The organism is Duganella sp. CF402 (assembly GCF_900109645.1).
Lineage (GTDB): Bacteria > Pseudomonadota > Gammaproteobacteria > Burkholderiales > Burkholderiaceae_D > Rugamonas.
This window is the reverse complement of sequence record NZ_FOBG01000004.1, coordinates 162363-184019: the sequence shown is the minus strand read 5'-3', so window position 1 is coordinate 184019 and position 21657 is coordinate 162363. Positions and strand designations below refer to the sequence as shown.

Below are 21657 nucleotides of genomic sequence, written 5' to 3'. Positions count from 1 at the left end.
AAGTGGCGAATTGACAATTCGTTGATATTAATGCAAACGGGCGTAAATGACCAAAAAGATTCTAATCCTGTCCGTCTTCGTGGTGGCCTCCTGCGGGCTGGCATATGAGCTGATCGCCGGTGCGCTATCGAGCTATTTGCTGGGCGACTCGGTGCTGCAATTTTCCACCATTATCGGATGCTACCTGTTTGCGATGGGCGTGGGCGCGCATTTCTCAAAGTACGTGCGCGATGAGGACGTGTTGTCGCGGTTTGTCGATATCGAGCTGGCGGTGGGGCTGGTGGGCGGCTTGTCGGCGGCGGTGCTGTTCCTGACCTTCTCGTGGATGCCGGCGCCATTCCGCACGCTGCTCTATACGATGGTGTTTCTGGTCGGGGCGTTTGTCGGCATGGAGGTGCCGCTGGTAATGCGTGCACTGAATGCGCGGCAGACGGCCTTCAATGAATTGGTCAGCAAGGTGCTGACCTTCGATTATCTCGGCGCGCTGGCGGTGTCGCTGCTGTTCCCGCTGGTGCTGGCGCCTTACCTTGGGCTGGTGCGCACTGGTTTCCTGTTCGGGATGCTGAATGTCGGCGTGGCCCTGTGGACAATCAAGGCGTTTTCCACAGAGCTGAAAAATGTCACGGGGCGCATGCTGCGCGCTTGCGCGGTGCTGTGTGCGCTGGTGTTCGGTTTCGCCTTTGCCGACAAGCTGACTTACTGGGGCGAGCATGGCCTGTTCGGCGACGAGATCGTGTTTGCCACCACCACGCCGTACCAGCGCCTGGTCATCACCAAGTGGAAGGACGATACGCGCCTGTACATCAACGGCAACCTGCAATTCTCCTCGCGCGACGAGTACCGCTATCACGAAGCGCTGGTGCATCCGGTGCTGCAGCCCTTGCCGTGGGCGAAGCGGGTGCTGGTGCTGGGCGGCGGCGACGGCCTGGCGCTGCGCGAAATCCTGCGCTACCAGAATATCGAGCATGTGACCCTGGTGGATCTCGACCCGGCCATGACCGGCGCCTTCACGCAGCGCGAAGAACTGGTGAAGCTCAATCACGGCTCCTTCAGCGACAAGCGCGTGCGCGTGGTGAATGCCGATGCGGCGATCTGGCTGCAGCACAACGACGATATGTTCGACGCAGTAATCGTGGACTTTCCCGATCCATCCAGCTTCGCGCTGGGCAAGCTGTACTCGGTGCCGTTCTATGGCATGGTGCGCAAGCATCTGGCGGCGAATGGATTGATGGTAGTGCAATCCACGTCGCCGTTCTTTGCGCCGCATGCTTACTGGACCATCGACTCCACCTTGCGCGAAGTGGGGTTGAAAACGTATCCGTATCACGCCTACGTGCCGTCGTTCGGTGAGTGGGGCTTTATCCTGGCGACGCCGCAGGCGCAGTACACGCCGCCCACCAGCTACCGCCTGCCAATGCGCTACCTGAATGCCGACACCACGCGCGAGATGTTCACCTTCCCGCCCGATATGAAGCCAATGGCGATGGAACCGAATCGCCTCAACACGCAATCGCTCGTGCATGAATTCGAGCAGGACTGGCGCAGGGTGATCCGCTGATGCTGCGCCGATCTTTTCTGGTATGGGCTGGCGCTAGCGGGCTGACTGCCGCCGGCAGTGGCCTCGCGTTCCAGCGTTGGCAGGAGATTACGCCGACGCTGCATTACGTGGGCCGCGATGAAGGCCACTTCCTGCGCGACCGCCGCGCGCTGCCACCGCCATCGCAAGTTATCCACACCGATATCGTCATTCTCGGTTCCGGCGTGTCCGGCCTCACCGCAGCGTGGAAGCTGAAAAAGCTCGGCAAGACCGATGTGCTGATGATCGACGGCCCGCAGCCGTACGGCAATGCGGCCGGTGGCGCGTTCGGCGAGTACGAATACCCGACCGGCGCGCACTATTTGCCGCTGCCATCGCCGGAATCGACGCACGTGCGTGAAATCCTCGCGGACCTTGGCATCATCCAGAAGGATGCCTTTGCGGAGAAGCCTTACTACGACGAACGCTTCATCCTGCACGCGCCTGAAGAACGCTTGCTGTTCAACGGCCACTGGCAGGAAGGCTTCATTCCCACCGACGGCGTGCCGCAGTGGGAACTCGATGAGCACAAGCGCTTCTTCGACGAGGTGCATCGTCTGCGCCAGCTGCATGGCGCCGATGGCCGCCGCGTGTTCGTATTCCCGACGGTGCTGTCATCGGAAGACCCGGTGTGGCAGGCGCTGGACCGCATCTCGCTCAAGCAGTGGATGGACCAGAACGGCTACAAGTCGCCGACGCTGCACTGGTATCTCAACTACTGTTGCCGCGACGATTACGGCACGCGCTACGACAAGGTATCGGCATGGGCCGGGCTGCATTACTACTGCAGCCGCTGGGGACAAGCGGCCAACGCCGGCAACGGCGCGTGGCTCACCTGGCCGGGCGGTTTGCAGCCGCTGGCTGCGGGCATGGAGCGTGCGGCGGACGTCAAGCGCAAGGCCGGCACGGCGGTGTCATTGAAAAAAACGGCGGATGGCGTGGAAGCCTTGTGCTTCGTGCTGGAAAACGGCAAGCCTGCCAGCTATCTGGTGCGCGCCCGTAAAGCGATTTGCGCCATGCCGACCTATGTGGCGGCGCGGGTTGTGGATAACATCGGCGAATACGGTTTCGACGCGGCGAAGCACGCGCCGGAATACGCGCCGTGGATGGTGGCGAACTTCCTGCTCAAGCGCTTTCCTGAAGAATTACCAAGCCAGCCGCTGTGCTGGGACAACGTGGTGTACGGCGAGCCGGGACTGGGCTTTGTGGTGTCCACCCATCAGGACATCCGGGTGCGGCCGCCGGAGAAGACGGTGTTCAGTGCCTACGTCGCGCTATCGGACCGCAAGGCCAGCAGCGCGCGCGGCTGGATGGCGTCCGCCAAGCCGCAAGAATTGCTGGCGCTGGCCAGCGCCGATTTGATAACCGCTTACGGTGCGCAGTTTGCCTCTTGCGTCGAGCGGGTCGACATCACTTTACGCGGCCACGCGATGGCCGTCCCGTGGCCTCACTTCCGCAGCAACGCCGGCATGAAGGCGCTGCGCGAAGTCGATGGACCGATTTTGTTTGCCCATGCCGATTTGTCCGGCTTCTCGGTGTTCGAGGAAGCCGCGTGGTGGGGCTACCGTGCGGCGAAACTGGCCGCTAACTGATAGGCTAAGCCCATGACACACAACGCCCGCCAGCGCTTCCGCGCCACCTCCAAACTCAAGCTGCGCGACAAGGATGCCGACGACGCCACCTTTTCCAGCCGCGCCGCCAATCCCAAGCTCACCAAGGCGCGCGGCAAGGCGCTGGATCTTGAACGCACCGCCGCGCTGATCGACCGCATCGCCGCCTTGCAGGACAAGCTGTACGCGCAGCGCAAGCAGAAGGTGCTGTTGATCCTGCAGGGCATGGACACCTCCGGCAAGGACGGCACGGTGCGCGCCATGTTCAGCGGGATTAGTCCGATGGGCCTGCGCGCGGTGGCCTTCAAGGCGCCGACTGACAACGAACTGGCGCACGATTACCTGTGGCGCGTGCATCAGCATGTGCCGATGCTGGGCGAGATCGCTATCTTCAATCGCAGTCACTACGAAGATGTGTTGATCACGCGCGTGCAGGAATGGATCGACGACGACGAGTGCAAGCGCCGCTACGCGCAGATCCGCGACTTCGAGCGCATGCTGGCGGAAACCGGCACGGTGATCGTGAAAGTCTTCCTGCATATCTCGAAGGAAGAACAGCGCGAGCGCCTGCAGGAACGGCTGGACGATCCGGACAAGCAGTGGAAATTCAATCCGGAAGATATAAAGCAGCGCGCCAAGTGGGACGACTACCAGCGCGCCTACGAAAAGGCGATCCGCGAGACCAATGCGCCGCACGCGCCGTGGTACGTCGTGCCGGCCAATTCCAAGACCCATCGCAACCTGGTGATTGCCAGCCTGCTGCTGGAAACGCTGGAAGGGATGGATCTCAGTTACCCAGCGCCGCATCCCGACCTGTCCTCGTTCACGGTGGAGTGAGGCCGGTCAGGCGGTCGACCATGCGTTTGACGGCGGCCATCTGGCGGCCGGATTTTTGCGCGTAGCGCGTGTCGTCGTAGGCGAACCAGTCCCAGCACGCATTGGGATTGGTGTAGGTGGCGGACGCTTGCGGATACAAAATCATCAATCGGTTGAAATCGGCCCAGGCGTTGTAGCCTGCGTGGCGTATGAAGGTGGTGCCGACGTCGTCTGGATCCTGCAGGCAGCCGTGGAACACCACGTGCAGCTTGCAGCCTTGTCCACCAGTGCTGTCGCACGACGGCGGCACGTACAGGTAGCCGAAATCCGCCATGCCGTGCCAGGTGGGCAGGGAGATAAATTCCGATTGGTCGAAAGCGATGAAGCGCCCGGTGAGCGGGGCGCTGTTGCGCGCGGATAGCGGGCCGTAGATCCAGTTCAGCAGTTCGCCGGCGGCGTCGTAGCCGCAGTTGTTGATGTAGGGCGAGCCGAGCGTGCGGCAGCTGTTGCCGTAGCTGTCGGTGGGCATGGCGTGTTCGGCGTTGAGGTTGCGCTGGTAGGAGATGCGGCTAGCGCCGATGTAGTGGCGGTAGTAGCTTTGCAGGTCGTTCATCACGGGTTGCGGCACGACCGAATCGGCGGTGCCGGAGAACATCCACACGCGGTGGCTGGCCAGGGCGCTGGTAGGATCGATGGTTTGCGAGGCGGCGAACCAGTCGGTGATGGCGATCAGGTCGTCGACGCGGGTGCCGCCGGGGCGCACGCGGCAGGTGAACAGGTCGCTGGTGCAGCTGCAACTGGTGGTGGCGGTGAACACACTGCCTTGCGAGCAGAAATACGGTCCGCCGGCGATCACGCCCGCGCCCATGACGGTGCGCGAAAAGGCGACCTCGAATTGCACCGCCATGTAGGCGCCCGACGAGAGGCCGGACACGCTGACCTGCCCGGCGCGCATCGCCGGCAGCGACGCCACCTGCGCCATCGCGGCGTTTGCCAACAGCAATAACAGCCAAAAGATCCGCATACCACCTCCCGCGTCATACGGAAGACGATAGGACGATGCCGCGCACTTTGCTTAATCTGGCTCAATCGTGCGAGGGGCACTAATTTGGACTAGAATGAATTTTCTTTCATTCTTTCCATCCGACCACCATGTCCAAATCCATCGCCCAGCTGTGCCTCGTTTCTTCGCTGACCGTGCTGGCCAGCTCTTTCGCCTTGGCGCAAGCGCCAGCCGCCGCGCCAGCCACCCCGGCTGCGGCGACTGCGCCCGGCAGCTGCCCGGCCATCCTCAAGCAAACTTTCAAGCGCCTGCAAGACGAAGCGCCACAAGACCTGTGCCAGTACTCGGGCAAGGTGATTCTGGTGGTCAACACCGCCAGCTACTGCGGCTTCACCAACCAGTATGAAGGGCTGGAAGGCCTGTACGCCAAGTACGGCAGCAAGGGACTGGTGGTGCTGGGCTTCCCATCGAACGACTTCGGCCAGCAGGAGCCGGGTTCGAGCAAGGAAATCGCCGATTTCTGCTACAACACCTACGGCGTGAAATTCCCGATGTTTGCCAAGTCGGTGGTGTCGGGCAAGGAACCTAACCCGCTGTTTGCCAATCTGATCAAGGCCACCGGTAAGGCGCCGGCATGGAACTTCCACAAGTACCTGATCGACCGCCACGGCAACGTGGTCACCAACTTTGGCAGCAAAGTCACGCCGACCGATAAGCAACTGGTCAGCGCGGTCGAAAAAGCGCTGGGTTCCTAAGCACGCGCCAGCTCGAAACCTTCATCGAGCCAACCGGTAATCCCGCCCGGCATCACCTTGACCGGGCGTCCCAGCTGCGCCAGCCGCACGGCGGCACGGGCCGCGCCATTGCAGTGCGGTCCGGCGCAGTACACCACGAACAGCGTATCGGCCGGGAATTCGGCGACTTTCGAGCCGATGATCTTGCGATGCGCGAGGTCGAGCGCGCCCGGCACGTGGCCGGCCGCGTATTTCTCCGTGCCGCGCACGTCCAGCAACACGAAATCCTGCTTGCCGCTGGTGAGCGCATCGTGCACGTCCCAGCAATCGGTCTCGAAGCTGAAGCTGGCCTCAAAGTGGGCCAGGGCGGCGGCGCTGTCGGCGGCGGGGATGGCGGTAACGAGGGACATGCGGTTCTCCTGTAGTGATAAACGAATGAGCACATTGTGGCCTCGTGCCGTCACGGCCAGAAGTGGCGCATAAGCCATTCTGCGGTAAGATTGCGCCATGAAAAAACATCTCGTGGTGGCGCTGGCTTACGACCGCCTGTGTACATTTGAGTTTGGCTGCACGGTCGAACTGTTCGCGCTGGAACGCCCGGAGCTGGGCGTGCACTGGTACGACTTTGCCGTTTGCGCGGTGGAGGAGGGGCCGATTCGCGCGGCGGGCGGCATTACGGTGCAGGCGCCGTACACGCCGGAATTGCTGGCGCTGGCTGACACCATCATCATTCCGGGCTGGCGTGATGCGGATGAGTTGCCGCCGCCGCAATTGCTGGAATGGATACGCGCCGCCCACGCGCGCGGCGCGCGCCTGTGCTCGATCTGTTCGGGCGTGTTCGTGCTGGCGGCAGCTGGCGTGCTGGACGGCCAGCGCGCCACCACGCACTGGCGTTATGCCGAGCGCTTGGCGCGGCGTTATCCGCAGATTGCCGTCCAGCCCGACGATTTGTATGTGGATAACGGCCAGGTTATCACCGCCGCCGGTTCGGCTGCCGGGCTGGATATGCTGCTGCATCTGGTGCGGCGTGATCATGGCGCCAAGGTCGGCAACATGGTGGCGCAGCGGCTGGTGGTGGCGCCACATCGCGAGGGCGGGCAGGCGCAGTTCCTGCCGCGTCCGATGGCTCAGGGCGAGCAGGGCAGGCTGTCCAAGCTGATGGACTGGCTTCGAAGCCATCCGGAGCAGCCGCACACGGTGGCCAGCATGGCCGAGCGCGCGGCCATGAGTCCGCGTACCTTGCAGCGTCAGTTTCAGCAGGCGACTGGCTTCGGGCCGGTTGAGTGGCTGATCCGCGAGCGGGTGGCCATTGTCAAGGAGATGCTGGAAGAGCCGGATGTGCCGCTGACGCAGATTGCCGAGCGGGCTGGTTTTGGCTCCGAGGAATCGCTGCGCCATCATTTCCGCCGTCTTGCTGCGACGACACCGGGCGCTTACCGAAAGCGTTTCGTGCTAACTTGATCGTCTCATCATCAAGGAGACGGCTATGGCTTACGTAGACGGTTTTGTGATTCCTGTACCCAAGGCAAATCTTGAGGCGTACAAGAAAATGGCGCGTGAATGCGGCGCGGTGTGGAAGGAATACGGCGCGCTGGAGTTCCGTGAAAATGTGAGCGATGACGCGCCGCCCGGCAAGCTCACCTCCTTCCCGCAAAGCGTGATCCTGGAGGAAGGCGAGGTGGTGCTGTTCTCGTGGATCGTCTACGAATCGCGCGCGCGCCGCGACGAGATCAATGAGAAGGTCATGAAAGATCCGCGCATCGCAAGCTATATGGATCCCGCCAATATGCCGTTCGACGGCAAGCGCATGATCTACGGCGGCTTCGAGATGATTATCGACTTGTGATCGTTGCGCGCACGGCACCGCGCAGGCCGTTGCAGATGATGATGTCGTCGGCGGCTTCCAGCATGGTGCGGGTGATGACGGCTTCGCTGGCGTTCCATGACGGATCGTCCAGCAGCACGCTGCGCATCACGCCGGGCAGGGCGCCGCTGCTTAACGGCGGCGTGAGCCACTTGCCATCCACGCGCACGAATACGCTGCTGCGGCCACCTTCGGTCAATTCACCACGCTCGTTGAAGAACAGGGTGTCGAAGGCACCTTGCGCCTCGGCGTCACGCCAGGCGGCGTCGTAGCGCGCGCGGATGCTGGTTTTGTGGCGCAGGAACAGGTCGCCGCTGTCGGTGGCGTCGTCGGCCAGCAGCACGCGCACCGGTTCAGTCAATGGCGTCAGCGGCGCATGCTGCACCGCGAACGCGCCGGATGGATTGATCGCCAGCCGCACACGGTACGCTGCATGTTCCGCTTCCAGCATGGCGCTGGCCGCATCCAGATAGGCGTTGGCCGCTTTCTCGTCCCACGGGAAGCCGAAGTACTGCGCCGATGCGGCCAGCCGTTTCAGGTGACGCTCGCGATGGCGGATGCCATCGGCCGGCGTGGCGTACATGGTCTCGAAAATATCGAAGTCGTTTTGCAGGCCGGTGAGGAAGCGCGCCTTGAGCTTGCACTCGGCGTATTCTTCCAGCGCGTCGCTGTCGAACACGATGCCCGCGCCGACACCCATTTCGCCGTGGCGCACGCCGTCTTCGCCCTGCGGTTGCAGGGTCAGCGTGCGGATCGGGACCGACATGCAGAAGTCGCCCACCTTGCCATCTTCGCGCGGATCGAACCAGCCGATGGCGCCGGTGTAGATGCCGCGTGCATCGGGCTCCAGTTCGCGGATGATTTCCATTGTGCGGCGCTTCGGCGCGCCGGTGATGGAGCCGCACGGGTAGAGCGCATCGAAGATATCGGCCAAGGTGGCGTCGTCGCGCAGTTGCGCAGTGATGGTGGAGGTCATTTGCAGCACGCTGGCGTAGCGATGCACCTCGAACAGTGCCGGTACTTCCACGCTGCCGGTGGCGGCCACGCGCGCGATATCGTTGCGCAGCAGGTCGACGATCATCAAATTCTCGGCGCGGTTCTTTGGATCGGCTGCTAGGTTGGTGGCGCGCAGGATGTTCTCGGCTTGCTGCGCCGGCGGCGCTGCGGGGGCGGTGCCTTTCATCGGGCGCGCGGTCAGCACGCCATCTTCATGACGCACGAATAGTTCCGGCGACAGCGACAGCACGGCGGTGCCGTCATCCAGCGCGATCAAGGCGCCGTAGGGCACCGGTTGGCGGCCGCGCAGGCGCGCGTACAGGGCGTGGATGCCGCCGAAGGCGTCGAAGCGCAGGCGGTAGGTGTAATTAACCTGGTAGGTGTCGCCGGCCGCGATGTAGTCGTGGATGCGCGCCAGCGCATTGGTGAACGCCTGCTGGTCGATGTTAGCGCGGATATTGGCGATGCCGGCCGGACGGTCTATCGGGAAGGAGCGCGCCGCCAGCCAGTCGCTGACTTGCTGCGCGTCGAGTTGGGCGCAGTCCTTGAACAGCAGGATGCGCGCGAGCGGCGCGTTGTGCTGGCGACGAGGCGCGTCCAGCGACAGCAATTCTTCGCCCAGCTCATATGCGCACACGGTGACTGCGTATTCGCCGCGTGCGAGCGCCGCCTGCATTTGTTCCAGCACCTGCGGCCATTGCGCGATATCGTCGCAGCGCAGGGTGCCGGTGTGGCCGGTGTAGAGGCGCGAACGGCTGCCGGTTTGTGCTGCTTCCGGGCTGGCGTCGTCCAGCAGGGCGAATACTTCGGTGTCCATACTTACAGTGGTTACGATAGCAGCAGGGTGATATGCAGCGCCGCGTCCTGCGACGGATTATTTTTGAAGCCGCTCTTGGCGTAGCGGTGCCAGCGTCCGATCACAAAACTGGTCAGCATCGCCGCGCGCGCGGCGGTGTCGGCTTCGTGCGCCTGCCCTTCGCTGGCGGCCAGGCGCAGCGCCTGTTTCAGCGCCAGCTCGACGCGGTCGTAGAACTGGTTCATGCGCAGTTGCAGGCGTTCGTCCTCGTTGACCAGCGCATCGCCGATCAGCACCCGCGTCATGCCCGGATTCTGGCTGGCGAAGTTGAGCAGCATGGCGACGATATCGCGCGCCTGCGCCAGGCCATCGGTCTGGCGGTCGGCGATCTGGTTAATCAGGCCGAACACGCTCTGCTCGATGAACTCGATCAGCCCTTCGAACATCTGCGCCTTGCTGGCGAAGTGCCGGTACAGCGCGGCCTCGGAAAACTCCAGCTTGCGCGCCAGCGCAGCGGTGGTGATCTTGTCGCCCTTGGGCTGTTCCAGCATCTCCGCCAGCGCCTGCAGGATTTGCAAACGGCGCTGGCCTGGCGGTGTGCTTGCCATATGATCTCGCAGTTAAAAGTTCGTTAGCGCAGGCGATGCAAACGCGCCGGCAGGTTCCTGACAGATTTTACTTTGACATCGACATAAGCGGGGCGAATTAACCTTTTTTGAGGATGGGCCAGGCCGGCGGTGTCGCCGATGGTCAGGTACTGCGTGACCCACGCGGTGCGCATGCCGATCTCGCGCGCGCTGCGCAGGTTGGCCAGCGTGTCTTCCACCAGGATGCAGCGGCGCGGCGTCAGTTGATGGCGGCGCATCAGGCGATGCAGCATCAGCTTGGACGGCTTGGGACGCATGTGGCGATGGACGGTCATCGCTTCCACTGCCACGTGGTGCTGGAACTGGCGCTGCAAACCCAGATGGCGCAGCACCTGCGACGAGTAGCGGTGCGGCGCATTGGTCAGCAGGATTTTGCGGCCAGGCAGGCGGCGCAGCAGCTGGCGCAGTCCGCGCTCGGCGCGGATCATGGCCGCCAGGTCGTCGAACTGGTGGGTTTCGTCGAGAAAGTGCTCGGCCTTGACGCCGTGGTGCTTGACCACGCCCAGCGTGGTGGCGCCGTAGCGCTGCCAGTACATGGTGCGGGTGGCGTTCACCACCTCGTCGCTGGCGGGCGTCACGCCGTCGCCCAGCAGGCGCGCCAGATAGCGGTTCATGCCGGCCATGATGGACGGGAAGATGGCGTGCGAGGCGTTGTGCAGCGTGTTATCAAGATCAAACAGCCATACGGGCGAGGAGCGAGTAATATTCACATCAGACCTACCATCAAAGGAAACCATGCAGCGCCAGATTATAGTGTTGTTCTGTAGTTTGTTCTTTTTTGTGCTGGGCCCATCGCGGGCCGCCGATCCGGCGCCGGCGCAAAATCGCGGCGCGTTGTTCAAGGTGCAGCAGGGCGCGCACACGCTGTACTTGTTCGGCACCATCCATGTCGGCTCGAAGGATTTTTATCCGCTGGAGCCGCGTCTGGCCGGCTTGCTGAAAAAAGCGCCGGTGCTGGCGCTGGAGATCGATCCCCTCGGCGATCCGCAAAAGCTGGCGCGCGCGGTGCAGCAGCATGGTCTCAGCAACAAACCCATGACGGGCATGACGCCGGCATGGCGCCAGCGCCTTGAGCGCTTACTCAAGCAGTACAACATTGAACCGGAAGGGGTGGCCAGCATGAAGCCCTGGCTGCTTGCCAGTCTGCTGACGGTGAGCGAGTTCGCGTCGCAAGGCTACGAGGCCTCGCTGGCGGTGGATGCGCACTTGTCGAAGCAGGCGCATGCCGCCGGCCAGAAAATCGTCGAGCTGGAATCGGCCGACAGCCAGATGGCGCTGTTCGACAAGATGACGCCCGCCGAGCAGCTGCTGTTCCTGCAGGAGGCCATCGCTGGCATCGAGGACAAGGAACAGGCCAGCCAGGCGCGCGAGATCGCCGATGCATGGCGCAACGCCGACATACAGGCGCTGGACGCGCTGGCGCTGAAGGCGGAGCAGGACGACACCTTCTCGGGCCGTTTCGTGCAGCAGGTGCTGCTGGATGGCCGCAATCCGGCGCTGGCCGATGGCATGCTCAAGCTAATGGCGCGCGAAAACAACAGCGTGGCGGCGATCGGCGTGCTGCATTTGGTCGGCAAAACGAGTGTGCCGGAACTGCTGCGCAAACGCGGGCTGACGGTGGAGCGAATTTACTAAAGCGGGAAGTAACTGCGGGAGGAGGGTACTACAGGAAGAATGGTGCCCTTTACGTGGATTGAACACGTGGCCTCTCCCTTACCAAGGGAGTGCTCTACCACTGAGCTAAAAGGGCATTGCCTGAAAATGTGGCGGTTTCACCGAAGTCCGGCGAGACCGCCTTTTTTTCAGTGAGACCGGATCATAGTGCCAAAAGCCTGTTCGGTCAAGACTTCCAGCAACAAAGAATGCTCGATACGGCCGTCGATGATGTGAACCGTGTTCACGCCGGACTTGGCAGCGTCCAGGGCTGATGAAATTTTAGGCAGCATGCCGCCCGAAATCGTGCCGTCGGCGAACATCTCGTCGATCTCGCGCGCCGACAGGTCGGTGACCAGATTGCCTTGCTTGTCTTGTACGCCGGCGATGTTGGTCATCATGATCAGCTTTTCGGCTTTCAGGATTTCCGCGATCTTGCCGGCGACCACGTCGGCGTTGATGTTGTAGGCCTGGCCGTCCTGGCCGAAACCGATCGGCGAGATGATCGGAATGAAGGCGTCGTCCTGCAGGGCTTTCACCACGGCCGGGTTGATCGCTTCGATTTCGCCGACGAAGCCGATGTCCAGGGTCTGGCCTGGGTTTTCCTTGTCCGGCATGGCCATCTTGCGGGCGCGGATCAGGCCGCCGTCCTTGCCGGTCAGGCCGACTGCCTGGCCACCGTAGTGATTAATCAACATCACGATGTCCTGCTGGACTTCGCCGCCCAGCACCCACTCCACCACTTCCATCGTTTCTTCGTCGGTGATGCGCATGCCCTGCACGAAAGTGCCTTGCTTGCCGATTTTTTTCAGGGCGTTGTCGATCTGCGGACCGCCGCCGTGCACCACCACCGGGTTCATGCCGACCAGTTTGAGCAAAATGACATCGCGCGCGAAGCCGTGTTTCAGGCGGTCTTCGGTCATGGCGTTGCCACCGTATTTGATGACGATGGTTTTGCCGTGGTAATTGCGGATGTACGGGAGGGCCTCAGCCAGAATCTGCGCCTTGATCTGCGGGGAGACCGCGGTCAAATCGTCATTCATGCCTAAGTTCAGGTTGGTCAGTTGGGTCATGGCGAGTCCGGTAAGTAGAATTTTGGGCGCAATTTTACAGCCAGTTGGCGCTCAAGTACGCATTATAGGGCCATATGGTGGTATTTTCTTGGGCGCTGGGGTAGGCTGGGCGCTCTTGATTGTCTTGGAAATAACATGAGTACCTGTTCCCGCTGCGGCGCGCAGTTCTCCTGCGCCATGAAGGATGCCGATCCGTCGGCGCCGGCCGAGCCGTGCTGGTGCACTACGCTGCCGCCCGCCGTCGCCGTCCCGTCCGCCCCCGGCGCCAGTTGCTGGTGCCCGGCATGCCTGAAGCAGCACATCGTTGAGCAAGCTCAAACCCAGCCCGGTTCGCCGTCCGACAATAGCGTATAAACCCCACCGGGAGTACGCAAATGAGCTCGCTTGACAAGCAAAGTGGCGCGGCAGACGATACGAATATCGTCCGCATCGTGAAGCTGGAGACCCAAATGGACAACGTCACCAGTGCTCTTACCGCCCTGCAGCGCACGCAGGAACAAAACCATCTGGCCATGCTGGCACAGTTTGAAACCATGCATAAAAAGATTGACGGCGTCCGTGACAGCCTGGACGACAAGATCGACAAATCCAATTGGCAGTTAATACACCAGATGGACCGGCAGTTTTACTGGCTAGCCGGAATACTCATTGCCCAGATGACTACCAGCATTGCCATCCTGCTCCGGTTCATCGGACCGTAGTCAACTCACCGTGCGGAAAAAGCGCAGCATTTCGCGGCTGGCGTCCGGGCCCTTGGCGTCGGTGTAGCTGCCGGAGGCGCTGCCGCCCGACCACGCATGGCCGGCGCCGTGCACTACCCAATGTTCCCCCAGCGGCGTGCCATCTGGCTTGATGTGGGTGGTCTGCGTGTAGCGGTAGCCGTCCGGCACCGCGCCCGATTGCACCGACGGCCGTGCGCCGCGATGATGATGCAGCCGCTGCGCCATCACCTGTTCGCCATTGACCGGATGCACGGTGGTGTCGCTGTCGCCATGAAACACGATAATCGGCTGTGATGGATCGCCCGCCTTGGTTGCGCGATGTACGCCGCGCTTCATCGCAGACAACGCCGACGGCAAATCCTGCGCCGACGCAAACGGCAAGCCCGAATGCACGCCCACCGCCGCAAACAATTCCGGATACAAGGTGCCGGCGATCACCGCCATCGCCCCGCCCGCCGACAGGCCGGCCACATATACCTGGCGCTCGTTGACCGGATACTCATCGATAATCTGCTGCGCAATACCGGCAATGATCGAGGGTTCGCCTTGCCCGCGTTTCTGATCGATCTCATTGAACCAGTTCCAGCACTTGGAGTGATTGGCATTGGCGTTTTGCTCCGGATAGACCACGAAGAAACCCACTTCTTCGGCCAGCTGGTTCATCTGCGTGCCGGCGGCAAAATCGTCGGGATTCTGCGTGCAGCCATGCAGCATCACCAGCAGCGGCATGGCTTGTCCGTGGTAACTGGCAGGAACGTACAGCTTGTAGTTCCGCGTACCGGCGTGATTGGTGTAGCTGCCGTTGATAAATTGCGCGCCGTCCACAGGCGGCGCCACCGGTGCCGGATGCAGCAGCGAGCCTAGATCAATCGCGATCCCCATGCGGTTCAGTATGTCTTGCGCGAATTCGTTGGGATGCGTGGCCGGATTCGGCTGCTGCTGCTGTTGCGGCGGCGGCTGCGGCGCTGCGGCCGGTGGCGGTTCCGTCGGCGCTGCATTGGGCGGCGGCGGGTTAATATCGCGCATGGCCGGAGCCGGAGCGGGACGGTCGAATACGCGCTGCAAAGGGATGCCCTTGCTGAGCAATTGCTGCGCCGCTTCGCGCATCTGGGTGAGAATATTGAGCTTCATGGCACTCCTTAATGGATGCGCGGTGCCAGTGCGGTCTTGAGGACCGCGCTGGCATGCAACGAGCCGAGAACGAAAATGGATTCAATGGTGGCCAGCGCCAGTTCGACGGAAACGTCGCTGGCGATGCTGGCCAGGCCCAGTACCTGGATCTGCAAGCGCTCGCCCGCCGCCTGGATGGCCTCCAGGTCGGCGCGCGAGTAATGCTGCATGCCCAGGACCAGGCTCTTGCGCGCCACGGTCTGCCTGACCACCTCGGCGTGCTGGTTCAGCTGGTTGCGGATCGCCGTGCGGATCAGGTCGGTGCGGTTGGAATAAAATCCCTCTTGCACCAGCAAGTCGATCTGTCCCAGGTCGACCGGGCCCAGATTGATGGTGATTTTTTCCGAATCGGCGATCTTCAGCTTTATTTCTTGCTTAGCCATTACTGTCTCCATCTAATCGCCATCTATATGGATGGTAGTCTACGCCTCCGCTTCCCCAAGTCAAGCAGCTTCACGGCATAATGGCGTCATGAGTGAAGTAACCAACACAATTCCATCCCCCGTCCCCTCGCCGTGCGTGAGCCTGTGCAAAATGGACAGTGAGCGCCGCTATTGCATGGGTTGCTTGCGCACCATTCCCGAAATCGTGGCCTGGGGCAAAGCCGATGACGATTTCAAGCGCGCCGTATGGGCGGAGCTGCCGCAGCGTCGCTTAACCGTGCATTTCGACGAGGAAGAATGAACGTGCTGCCGGATTCGATACAGGTGTTTGAGCGCGGTTGGCTCTCGTCCAACAACATCATGCTGCTGGGCCGCCACGACACGGCCATTATCGATACCGGCTACCTGAGCCACGCGCCGCAGACGCTGGAACTGGTGCGCCACGCGCTGCACGGCCGCCACCTCGACCAGATCATCAACACCCACTTGCACTCCGACCACTGCGGCGGCAATGCCATCCTGCAGGCCCATTTCGGCTGCAAGACCTCGATTCCGGTGGCGGAAGCGGAAAAAGTCCGGCACTGGGACGTGGAAGCGCTGAGCTTCAAGGCCACCGGCCAGCGCTGCGACCGCTTTACCTTCGACGCCACCATCGCCCCCGGCGACGTGCTGACTCTGGCCGATATGGAATGGCAGGCGCTGGCCGCGCCTGGCCACGATCCGCATTCGCTGATTTTCTACTGTCCGCAAGAAAAAGTGCTGGCCTCGGCCGACGCGCTGTGGGAAAACGGTTTTGGCGTGATCTTCCCGGAACTGGATGGAAAATCCGGCTTTGCCGAGGAACGCGCCACGCTGGACCTGATCGCCGGGCTGGACGTGAAAGTGGTGATCCCTGGCCACGGCGCGCCGTTCACCGACGTGGCCGGCGCCCTGGCGCGCGCCCGTTCGCGGCTGGACTACCTGGCCGCCGATCCGCTGCGCAACGCGCAGAACGCGCTGAAAGTGCTGCTCAAGTTCCTGCTGCTGGAACGCCAGCGCATTCCGCTGGCCGATGTGCCGGTGCTGCTGACCTCGATGCCGGTGTTTGCGGCGGCCAATACCAACTTCCTCAAGCAATCGCCCGAGGAGTTGGGCAAGTGGGCGGTAAGCCAGCTGGTGCGCGGCGCTGCGGCACGGGTTGAGGGTGAGTACTTACTTAATGAATAAAGTAGAGTAAGTTCCCTATTTTAGGCACGGTCGTACTATTTTCGATCTATAATCGTTTGGACCGATTAACTCACCCCAGCGAGCCCGCTATGACCCTGCCTGCAGTGTTGCAAAACCTCACCCTTCCCGTCATCGCTTCGCCGATGTTCATTGCCAGCGGTCCGGCGCTGGTGGCGGCGCAATGCAAGGCCGGCATCGTCGGTTCGTTCCCGGCGCTGAACGCGCGTCCGGCCGAACTGCTGGATGTGTGGCTGACCGACCTGCAAAAAGAACTGGCCGACTTCCAGGCCGCCAATCCTGACAAGCGCGTCGGCCCGATCGCCGTCAACCAGATCGTGCACCAGTCGAACGACCGCCTGGCGCATGACGTGGAAGTGTGCGTGAAGCACCAGATCCCGATCATCATTTCCTCGCTGCGCGCGCCGCCGAAAGAGATGCTGGACGCGATCCACAGCTACGGCGGCATCGTGCTGCACGACGTAGTGTCGATCCGTCACGCGGAAAAAGCACTGGAAGCGGGTGTGGATGGTTTGATTCTGGTGGCCAGCGGCGCCGGCGGCCATGCCGGCACCTTGTCGCCATTCGCGCTGGTGGGTGAAGTGCGCAAGTTCTTCAAGGGCCCGATCGCCCTGTCCGGTTCGATTGCGACCGGCGACGCCATCCTGGCGGCTCAGGCGATGGGGGCGGACTTCGCGTACATCGGCTCGCGCTGGCTGGCGACCAAGGAATCGAATGTGAGCGACGGCTATCGTGAAGCCATCGTCGAGTCGACCGCCGCCGATATTGTGTACTCGAACCTGTTCACCGGCGTGCACGGCAACTACCTGAAAAAATCCATCGTGGCCGCCGGCCTTGATCCGGACGCGCTGCCGACCGCCGACAAGACCGCGATGAACTTCGGTTCCAGCAGCGCCAAGGCCTGGCGCGACATCTGGGGCGCCGGCCAGGGCGTGGGCCTGATGGACGATATTCCATCGGCCGGCGAAATGGTCGAGCGTCTGAAGCGCGAATACGACGCCGCGCGCGCCCGCCTGGCGTTGTAATTAAGCGTCGGGGTTGTTGATTGCCCACAACCCCGGCAGATTACGCCAGTAGCCGTAAGCATCCATGCCGAAACCGACCACGAAGCGGTTCGGGATGGTGATGCCGACGATATCGGCTTTCACCGGCTTGACCTTGCCGATGGCCTTGTCCGCGAACACGGCCAGGATCACTTCCTTGGCGCCCATGTCCAGCAGGCGCTGTTTGACGTGGGCCAGGGTTTCACCTTCGTCCAGGATGTCGTCCAGCACGATCACGGTGCGGCCGGCGACGTTCGAACGCGGCACCACTTTCCACACCACTTCACCGCCCTTGTCCTCGTCGCCGTAGCGGCTGACGTGGATGTAGTCGAATTCCAGCGGGAAGGTCAGCTGCGGCAGCAGGTTGCCGGTGAAGACCACGGCGCCGCCCATCACGCCCAGCACCAGCGGGAATTCTTCCGCCTCCGGCTGGTTATAGCGGGCGTTCAGCGTGTCGGCCATCGCGGCGACAGCGTTATCGACGTCCTGTTTGGTGAACAGTTCTTCAGCGCTCTCCAGCAGGGCGCGGGCGCGGTTGTGGTGGAAGTCTTGCATGATTTTTTATTAAAAACGAATGTGAAGTCCGATATTATCCACCAATTACTGATAGTCGCGCACATCGGCGATGACCTTGCCGTCGTTGGGCAGGCTGCCGACGGCGACAAACTGCACCTCGCCGCGTAGCTTGGTGAGCTTGCGGATGGACTCGACGATGCCGGCGGCGCTGGCGCTGGCGCTGGCTGCATCGACTACCTCGCAATGCAGCGTCATAGCCTCCTGCGCGATCTGGCCCGACACCACAAGACGCGCTTTCACAATTTCCGGATGGCGGCGCGCGATGTCGTGTACCTGCGACGGATGGACAAACATGCCGCGCACCTTGGTGGTCTGGTCCGCGCGACCCAGCCAGCCTTTGATGCGGGTATTGGTGCGGCCACAGGCCGACGGTGGTGCATCGGTCAGGATCGCCGACAGGTCGCCGGTGGCAAAGCGGATCAGCGGATAGTCCGGGTTGAACACGGTGAGCACCACTTCGCCCACTTCGCCCGCAGGTACGGGATCGCCGCTGCCGGGACGGACTATTTCGAGGATCACGTCTTCATCCAGCACCATGCCGGGGTCGCGCACATCGCCGCTGCGGGTTTCGTAGGCGATGCTGCCGACATCGGCCGAGGCGTAGGCTTGCAGCACCTGCGGTATGCCGTGCTCGGCGAACCATGTGCGCAGCGATTCGGGCAGCGCTTCGGCGCTCACCAGCGCGCGCTTGATGCTGCTGATCTCCACACCCATCTCCTGCGCCTTCTCGATGATGATCTTCAGGAAGGACGGCGTGCCGACGTAGGTATCCGGCCGCAGCGCGTGGATCGCTTGCACCTGCATTTCGGTCTGGCCGCTGCCGGCCGGGATCACCGCGCAGCCGAGGCGCGCCGCGCCGCCTTCCACCATGAAGGCGGCCGGCGTGAAGTGGTAGGAGAAGCAGTTTTGCAGCAGCCCGCCGGCGCGCGCGCCCGCCGCGTAGAGCGGCCGTGCGAAACGCCACCAGTCGGCGCCGCGTCCCTCGGGATCGAAGATCGGGCCGGGCGACATGTAGACGCGCGCCAGCTGGCCCACCGGCGTGGTATTCAAGCCGCCGAACGGCGCATGCTGCTCCTGCAGCGCGTGCAGGTCGGACTTGCGTGTTACCGGCAGCGTGGCCAATGCGGCGCGGCTGTTGATATCGGTGGCGTTGACGTCCTTGAGGATGCGCGACCATCCCGCCGCTGCCTTGGCGCGCGCCACCAGCTGCGGCAGGCGCGCCATCAGTTCGCGTTCGCGCTGTTCCGGCGCGCGCGCTTCGAGGCTGTCGAAAGTATCGGCCATGTTCAGGATCCTTGTATTTCGCGTTGCAGCTTTTTGGTCAGTTTGGCGAACACCAATTCGTAAGACCGTTGCAGCAGTTCGGCCACTTCCGCGTCGCTGATCGCTTTCGGGTCTTCGATGTAGACCCACTTGGCGCGCGCAAGGTAGGGCGCTGGAATGATGCCGGGACGGTCGGTCAATTCCAAAAAACGGTCGTCATCGACCTTGAAGCTGATACCTCGCTCGCTGCCATCGGCGCCGGTAACGGCGAACATTTTCTCGCCGACCGAGAACACCAGGTTGGTCTCCCATTTGATGTCTTCGGTGGCGCCGGGCAGCTTGCGGCAGTAAGCCTTGGCCTTGGTGAGATTCATTCTGTTCCTTATGCCAGCCAGCGTTTGCGGCGCCGGTAAAATTTCATGTCGCGGAAGCTCTTGCGACCCGCGCCGGAGACGCCGAGATAGAATTCTTTCACGTCTTCGTTGCAGGACAGGTCGGCCGCCGCGCCTTCCATCACTACGCGGCCGTTTTCGAGGATGTAGCCGAAGTCCGCGTAGCGCAGCGCGATGCTGGTGTTTTGCTCAGCCAGCAGGAAAGAGACGTTCTCCTTGCTGTTCAAGTCTTTGACGATGCCGAAAATCTCGTCGACGATTTGCGGCGCGATGCCCATCGACGGCTCGTCCAGCAAAATCATGGAAGGCTTGGCCATCAGCGCGCGGCCGATGGCGCACATCTGCTGCTCGCCGCCGGAGGTGTAGCCGGCCTGGCTTTGCCGACGCTCCTTCAGGCGCGGGAAGTAGTGGTAGACCTTTTCCAGCGACGCCTTCAGCTCCGCGCGGGAATCGGTGCGCGTGTAAGCGCCGGTCAACAGGTTTTCTTCGATGGTCAGATGGCCGAAGCAGTGACGGCCTTCCATCACCTGCGACAGGCCGCGCTTGACCAGCTCATTCGGCGTGAGATGGTCGATGCGTTCGCCCTTGAACTGGACTTCGCCCTTGGTGACGTCGCCGCGTTCACCGCGCAGCAGGGTAGAGATGGTTTTCAGTGTGGTCGATTTGCCCGCGCCATTGGCGCCCAGCAGGGCGACGATCTTCCCCTGCGGGACTTGCAGCGAGACGCCTTTCAGCACGAGGATAACGTGGTCGTAGATAACTTCCACGTTATTCACAGACAGGTACGGAGTGGCAGTGGCGGTCATTTCAGGCATGCCGGTGTGATTTTTTTCTCGGCCGCGTAGGCTGCGGAGCTTTCTTCCAGCAGCTTGCGGGTCAACGCCTTGTCGCCGACGATCCAGTTTGGCGTGATGGCGCTCCACTTCTTGCCGTCCCATTGCTGGACTTTTACCGCGCCCGAGCCTTCATGATCGTCGCAGCTGGTCTTCACTGTCGGCAGCATACCGAACGCACCGACGGCTTTCAGTCGTGCTTCGTCGACGTTGAGGTTCTCCAGGCCCCAGCGCAGCTGTTCGCCGGTGACGCGCTTGCCCTTGCCGAACTTCTCCTGCGCGGTGCGGATCGCTTCCACCCACAGGATGCCCGCGCTCACACCGCGCATGTGGTAGACGCTGCCGATGCGCGATGCATCCGCCAGATTGCCCTTGCCATCGGTGTAGAGTTTTTTGCGGATCTCATCCATCACTGGATAGTTGCCCGGCGTGTTGAAGGTCATCGCGCTGTAGCCCTTGGCCGCATCGCCCGTAGGTACGGTATCTTCTTCCGAACCGGCCCACCATACGCCGAGGATTTTCTCGCGCGGGAAGCCGTTGCGTTGCGCGGTCTTGATGGCTACCGCATTCATCGAGCCCCAACCCCACAGGATCACATGGTCGGGACGCGCCTGGCGGATTTGCAGCCACTGCGACTGCTGCTCGCTGCCCGGCGGTGTCACCGGAATCTTGATCAGCTCAAAGCCGTGCTGCTTGCTCAACGCCTCCAGCACTGGCAAGGGTTCCTTGCCGAATGCCGAGTCGTGGTAGAGGTGGACGATCTTCTTGCCTTTCAGTTTATCGATGCCGCCTTCCTTGTCGCCGAGGTACTTGATCATGGCAGCCGCCTGATTCCAGTAGCTGGTAATCAGTGGGAAAACGTAGGGAAATACTTTGCCGTTGGCGGCGTCCGAGCGGCCGTAGCCGATCATCGTCATCGGAATTTTATCGACGGCGAGGCGATCGAGAATCCCGTACGCGACACCTGTGGATAAAGGCTCGACCAACGTGGCGCCGCCGTTCTTGGTTTTCAAGCGCTCGTAGCATTCCACGCCGCGTGATGGGTTGTATTCCGTCTCGCACTCTTCCCACGCAATCTTCACGCCGTTCACGCCGCCCGACAGATTCACCAGGTTGAAGTAGTCGATGATACCGCCGTAAAAGCCGGAACCGCCCGCCGCATAAGGGCCTACGCGGTAGGAGGGCAGGGCGATGTACTGTTCCGCAGGCTGCGCGAGCGCCGCGCCGCTGGCGGCCAGTGTGAGTCCGGCGATGATGGATGCAAAGCGTTTCATAGTGTGTCT

At 62.2% G+C, this 21657-nt stretch carries 25 protein-coding genes and 1 tRNA gene; 12 read left to right on the top strand and 14 right to left on the bottom strand.

The annotated features are described in order from the left end of the window. The first annotated feature begins 46 nt into the window (after window positions 1–46). Genes BMZ70_RS25170 through BMZ70_RS25160 form a run of 3 tightly spaced genes read left to right on the top strand, consistent with a single transcriptional unit; the run spans window position 47 to window position 4023 of the window. The gene (locus tag BMZ70_RS25170) at window positions 47–1558 is read left to right on the top strand and encodes a polyamine aminopropyltransferase (RefSeq protein ID WP_092280700.1); all 1512 of its coding nucleotides are present in this window, start codon (window positions 47–49) and stop codon (window positions 1556–1558) included. After that, window positions 1558–3168 (top strand): NAD(P)-binding protein, encoded by a 1611-nt coding sequence (locus tag BMZ70_RS25165; RefSeq protein WP_092280698.1) that lies wholly within the window; start codon window positions 1558–1560, stop codon window positions 3166–3168. Before BMZ70_RS25170 ends, BMZ70_RS25165 begins: the two co-directional genes overlap by 1 nt. Before the next feature lie 12 nt (window positions 3169–3180). After that, complete coding sequence (locus tag BMZ70_RS25160) at window positions 3181–4023, top strand: polyphosphate kinase 2 family protein (protein ID WP_092280696.1); 843 nt, start codon at window positions 3181–3183, stop codon at window positions 4021–4023. Here the strand turns inward: BMZ70_RS25160 and BMZ70_RS25155 are convergent. After that, a complete protein-coding gene (locus BMZ70_RS25155) occupies window positions 4010–5026 on the bottom strand; it encodes an extracellular catalytic domain type 2 short-chain-length polyhydroxyalkanoate depolymerase (protein WP_229205588.1) in 1017 nt (338 codons plus the stop codon). The two genes, BMZ70_RS25160 and BMZ70_RS25155, sit on opposite strands and share 14 nt — an antisense overlap. 128 nt (window positions 5027–5154) lie before the next feature. On the opposite strand from BMZ70_RS25155, the gene BMZ70_RS25150 reads away from it, so the two are divergent. Continuing rightward, window positions 5155–5760, top strand: coding sequence for a glutathione peroxidase (locus tag BMZ70_RS25150; RefSeq protein ID WP_092280694.1), 606 nt, complete (start codon window positions 5155–5157; stop codon window positions 5758–5760). Here the strand turns inward: BMZ70_RS25150 and BMZ70_RS25145 are convergent. After that, window positions 5757–6149 carry a rhodanese-like domain-containing protein gene (locus BMZ70_RS25145; protein ID WP_092280692.1) on the bottom strand — a complete coding sequence of 131 codons (393 nt, stop codon included), beginning with the start codon at window positions 6147–6149 and terminating at the stop codon, window positions 5757–5759. The genes BMZ70_RS25150 and BMZ70_RS25145 overlap by 4 nt on opposite strands. Window positions 6150–6246: 97 nt before the next feature. On the opposite strand from BMZ70_RS25145, the gene ftrA reads away from it, so the two are divergent. Further along, window positions 6247–7200: a transcriptional regulator FtrA gene (gene ftrA, locus BMZ70_RS25140; protein WP_092280690.1), complete on the top strand. Its 954-nt coding sequence runs from the start codon at window positions 6247–6249 to the stop codon at window positions 7198–7200. Window positions 7201–7225: 25 nt separating this feature from the next. After that, on the top strand, window positions 7226–7585 hold the full coding sequence (locus BMZ70_RS25135) for a DUF1428 domain-containing protein (protein ID WP_092280688.1): 360 nt from the start codon (window positions 7226–7228) through the stop codon (window positions 7583–7585). Here the strand turns inward: BMZ70_RS25135 and pabB are convergent. The 3 genes from pabB to BMZ70_RS25120 are packed head-to-tail and all read right to left on the bottom strand — an operon-like array spanning window position 7572 to window position 10752. Beyond that, window positions 7572–9416, bottom strand: coding sequence for an aminodeoxychorismate synthase component I (gene pabB / locus BMZ70_RS25130; RefSeq protein ID WP_092280686.1), 1845 nt, complete (start codon window positions 9414–9416; stop codon window positions 7572–7574). The genes BMZ70_RS25135 and pabB overlap by 14 nt on opposite strands. Window positions 9417–9427: 11 nt before the next feature. Then, window positions 9428–10003 carry a nucleoid occlusion factor SlmA gene (slmA, locus tag BMZ70_RS25125; RefSeq protein ID WP_092280684.1) on the bottom strand — a complete coding sequence of 192 codons (576 nt, stop codon included), beginning with the start codon at window positions 10001–10003 and terminating at the stop codon, window positions 9428–9430. 23 nt (window positions 10004–10026) lie between these two features. Further along, a complete protein-coding gene (locus BMZ70_RS25120) occupies window positions 10027–10752 on the bottom strand; it encodes an HAD-IA family hydrolase (protein ID WP_229213615.1) in 726 nt (241 codons plus the stop codon). A gap of 25 nt (window positions 10753–10777) precedes the next feature. Between BMZ70_RS25120 and BMZ70_RS25115 the strand changes: the two genes are divergently transcribed. After that, a complete protein-coding gene (locus BMZ70_RS25115; protein ID WP_092280680.1) occupies window positions 10778–11677 on the top strand; it encodes a TraB/GumN family protein in 900 nt (299 codons plus the stop codon). A 40-nt stretch (window positions 11678–11717) separates the two neighbouring features. On the opposite strand, the gene BMZ70_RS25110 is transcribed toward BMZ70_RS25115, so the two are convergent. Together BMZ70_RS25110 and argB are read right to left on the bottom strand one after the other, a co-directional pair. Next, window positions 11718–11792 (bottom strand) — tRNA-Thr (locus BMZ70_RS25110). A 52-nt stretch (window positions 11793–11844) separates the two neighbouring features. Continuing rightward, the gene (argB, locus tag BMZ70_RS25105; RefSeq protein WP_092281155.1) at window positions 11845–12738 is read right to left on the bottom strand and encodes an acetylglutamate kinase; all 894 of its coding nucleotides are present in this window, start codon (window positions 12736–12738) and stop codon (window positions 11845–11847) included. 165 nt (window positions 12739–12903) lie between these two features. Here argB and BMZ70_RS25100 point away from each other — a divergent pair, with 165 nt between their 5' ends. After that, on the top strand, window positions 12904–13122 hold the full coding sequence (locus BMZ70_RS25100; RefSeq protein WP_092280678.1) for a cysteine-rich CWC family protein: 219 nt from the start codon (window positions 12904–12906) through the stop codon (window positions 13120–13122). 20 nt (window positions 13123–13142) lie between these two features. Then, the gene (locus tag BMZ70_RS25095; RefSeq protein ID WP_092280676.1) at window positions 13143–13469 is read left to right on the top strand and encodes a hypothetical protein; all 327 of its coding nucleotides are present in this window, start codon (window positions 13143–13145) and stop codon (window positions 13467–13469) included. Here BMZ70_RS25095 and BMZ70_RS25090 read toward each other — a convergent pair whose 3' ends face one another. Both BMZ70_RS25090 and BMZ70_RS25085 read right to left on the bottom strand, forming a co-directional pair. Then, a complete protein-coding gene (locus BMZ70_RS25090) occupies window positions 13470–14621 on the bottom strand; it encodes an extracellular catalytic domain type 1 short-chain-length polyhydroxyalkanoate depolymerase (RefSeq protein WP_229205587.1) in 1152 nt (383 codons plus the stop codon). It lies immediately after the preceding gene. Window positions 14622–14629: 8 nt separating this feature from the next. Beyond that, entirely contained in the window at window positions 14630–15043 is a 414-nt protein-coding gene (locus tag BMZ70_RS25085; protein WP_092280674.1) for a CopG family transcriptional regulator, read from the bottom strand. A gap of 88 nt (window positions 15044–15131) precedes the next feature. Here BMZ70_RS25085 and BMZ70_RS25080 point away from each other — a divergent pair, with 88 nt between their 5' ends. The 3 genes from BMZ70_RS25080 to BMZ70_RS25070 all read left to right on the top strand — a co-directional run bounded on the left by BMZ70_RS25080 (window position 15132) and on the right by BMZ70_RS25070 (window position 17292). Further along, window positions 15132–15344, top strand: a complete 213-nt coding sequence (locus BMZ70_RS25080) for a DUF1289 domain-containing protein (protein WP_092280672.1) — start codon at window positions 15132–15134, stop codon at window positions 15342–15344. Continuing rightward, window positions 15341–16249, top strand: coding sequence for an MBL fold metallo-hydrolase (locus BMZ70_RS25075; protein WP_092280671.1), 909 nt, complete (start codon window positions 15341–15343; stop codon window positions 16247–16249). The genes BMZ70_RS25080 and BMZ70_RS25075 overlap by 4 nt, the downstream gene beginning before the upstream one ends. A gap of 89 nt (window positions 16250–16338) precedes the next feature. Further along, a complete protein-coding gene (locus BMZ70_RS25070; protein WP_092280669.1) occupies window positions 16339–17292 on the top strand; it encodes an NAD(P)H-dependent flavin oxidoreductase in 954 nt (317 codons plus the stop codon). Here BMZ70_RS25070 and BMZ70_RS25065 read toward each other — a convergent pair whose 3' ends face one another. The 5 genes from BMZ70_RS25065 to BMZ70_RS25045 are packed head-to-tail and all read right to left on the bottom strand — an operon-like array spanning window position 17293 to window position 21648. Beyond that, window positions 17293–17865, bottom strand: a complete 573-nt coding sequence (locus tag BMZ70_RS25065) for a hypoxanthine-guanine phosphoribosyltransferase (RefSeq protein ID WP_092280667.1) — start codon at window positions 17863–17865, stop codon at window positions 17293–17295. Between the two features lie 45 nt (window positions 17866–17910). Next, a complete protein-coding gene (locus BMZ70_RS25060) occupies window positions 17911–19170 on the bottom strand; it encodes a phenylacetate--CoA ligase family protein (protein ID WP_092280665.1) in 1260 nt (419 codons plus the stop codon). A 2-nt stretch (window positions 19171–19172) separates the two neighbouring features. Beyond that, window positions 19173–19523: an MmcQ/YjbR family DNA-binding protein gene (locus BMZ70_RS25055; RefSeq protein WP_092280663.1), complete on the bottom strand. Its 351-nt coding sequence runs from the start codon at window positions 19521–19523 to the stop codon at window positions 19173–19175. Window positions 19524–19531: 8 nt separating this feature from the next. After that, window positions 19532–20356, bottom strand: coding sequence for an ABC transporter ATP-binding protein (locus tag BMZ70_RS25050; RefSeq protein ID WP_175500820.1), 825 nt, complete (start codon window positions 20354–20356; stop codon window positions 19532–19534). Then, window positions 20344–21648 carry an ABC transporter substrate-binding protein gene (locus tag BMZ70_RS25045; RefSeq protein WP_092280659.1) on the bottom strand — a complete coding sequence of 435 codons (1305 nt, stop codon included), beginning with the start codon at window positions 21646–21648 and terminating at the stop codon, window positions 20344–20346. The genes BMZ70_RS25050 and BMZ70_RS25045 overlap by 13 nt, the downstream gene beginning before the upstream one ends. Window positions 21649–21657: the final 9 nt, after the last annotated feature.

What these genes read in the sequence shown, in the direction of transcription:
- BMZ70_RS25170 (WP_092280700.1), top strand. Translation starts at nt 47, where the DNA reads ATGACCAAAAAGATTCTAATCCTGTCCGTCTTCGTGGTGGCCTCCTGC.
- BMZ70_RS25165 (WP_092280698.1), top strand. Translation starts at nt 1,558, where the DNA reads ATGCTGCGCCGATCTTTTCTGGTATGGGCTGGCGCTAGCGGGCTGACT.
- BMZ70_RS25160 (WP_092280696.1), top strand. Translation starts at nt 3,181, where the DNA reads ATGACACACAACGCCCGCCAGCGCTTCCGCGCCACCTCCAAACTCAAG.
- BMZ70_RS25155 (WP_229205588.1), bottom strand. Translation starts at nt 5,026, where the DNA reads ATGCGGATCTTTTGGCTGTTATTGCTGTTGGCAAACGCCGCGATGGCG.
- BMZ70_RS25150 (WP_092280694.1), top strand. Translation starts at nt 5,155, where the DNA reads ATGTCCAAATCCATCGCCCAGCTGTGCCTCGTTTCTTCGCTGACCGTG.
- BMZ70_RS25145 (WP_092280692.1), bottom strand. Translation starts at nt 6,149, where the DNA reads ATGTCCCTCGTTACCGCCATCCCCGCCGCCGACAGCGCCGCCGCCCTG.
- ftrA (WP_092280690.1), top strand. Translation starts at nt 6,247, where the DNA reads ATGAAAAAACATCTCGTGGTGGCGCTGGCTTACGACCGCCTGTGTACA.
- BMZ70_RS25135 (WP_092280688.1), top strand. Translation starts at nt 7,226, where the DNA reads ATGGCTTACGTAGACGGTTTTGTGATTCCTGTACCCAAGGCAAATCTT.
- pabB (WP_092280686.1), bottom strand. Translation starts at nt 9,416, where the DNA reads ATGGACACCGAAGTATTCGCCCTGCTGGACGACGCCAGCCCGGAAGCA.
- slmA (WP_092280684.1), bottom strand. Translation starts at nt 10,003, where the DNA reads ATGGCAAGCACACCGCCAGGCCAGCGCCGTTTGCAAATCCTGCAGGCG.
- BMZ70_RS25115 (WP_092280680.1), top strand. Translation starts at nt 10,778, where the DNA reads ATGCAGCGCCAGATTATAGTGTTGTTCTGTAGTTTGTTCTTTTTTGTG.
- argB (WP_092281155.1), bottom strand. Translation starts at nt 12,738, where the DNA reads ATGAATGACGATTTGACCGCGGTCTCCCCGCAGATCAAGGCGCAGATT.
- BMZ70_RS25100 (WP_092280678.1), top strand. Translation starts at nt 12,904, where the DNA reads ATGAGTACCTGTTCCCGCTGCGGCGCGCAGTTCTCCTGCGCCATGAAG.
- BMZ70_RS25095 (WP_092280676.1), top strand. Translation starts at nt 13,143, where the DNA reads ATGAGCTCGCTTGACAAGCAAAGTGGCGCGGCAGACGATACGAATATC.
- BMZ70_RS25090 (WP_229205587.1), bottom strand. Translation starts at nt 14,621, where the DNA reads ATGAAGCTCAATATTCTCACCCAGATGCGCGAAGCGGCGCAGCAATTG.
- BMZ70_RS25085 (WP_092280674.1), bottom strand. Translation starts at nt 15,043, where the DNA reads ATGGCTAAGCAAGAAATAAAGCTGAAGATCGCCGATTCGGAAAAAATC.
- BMZ70_RS25080 (WP_092280672.1), top strand. Translation starts at nt 15,132, where the DNA reads ATGAGTGAAGTAACCAACACAATTCCATCCCCCGTCCCCTCGCCGTGC.
- BMZ70_RS25075 (WP_092280671.1), top strand. Translation starts at nt 15,341, where the DNA reads ATGAACGTGCTGCCGGATTCGATACAGGTGTTTGAGCGCGGTTGGCTC.
- BMZ70_RS25070 (WP_092280669.1), top strand. Translation starts at nt 16,339, where the DNA reads ATGACCCTGCCTGCAGTGTTGCAAAACCTCACCCTTCCCGTCATCGCT.
- BMZ70_RS25065 (WP_092280667.1), bottom strand. Translation starts at nt 17,865, where the DNA reads ATGCAAGACTTCCACCACAACCGCGCCCGCGCCCTGCTGGAGAGCGCT.
- BMZ70_RS25060 (WP_092280665.1), bottom strand. Translation starts at nt 19,170, where the DNA reads ATGGCCGATACTTTCGACAGCCTCGAAGCGCGCGCGCCGGAACAGCGC.
- BMZ70_RS25055 (WP_092280663.1), bottom strand. Translation starts at nt 19,523, where the DNA reads ATGAATCTCACCAAGGCCAAGGCTTACTGCCGCAAGCTGCCCGGCGCC.
- BMZ70_RS25050 (WP_175500820.1), bottom strand. Translation starts at nt 20,356, where the DNA reads ATGCCTGAAATGACCGCCACTGCCACTCCGTACCTGTCTGTGAATAAC.
- BMZ70_RS25045 (WP_092280659.1), bottom strand. Translation starts at nt 21,648, where the DNA reads ATGAAACGCTTTGCATCCATCATCGCCGGACTCACACTGGCCGCCAGC.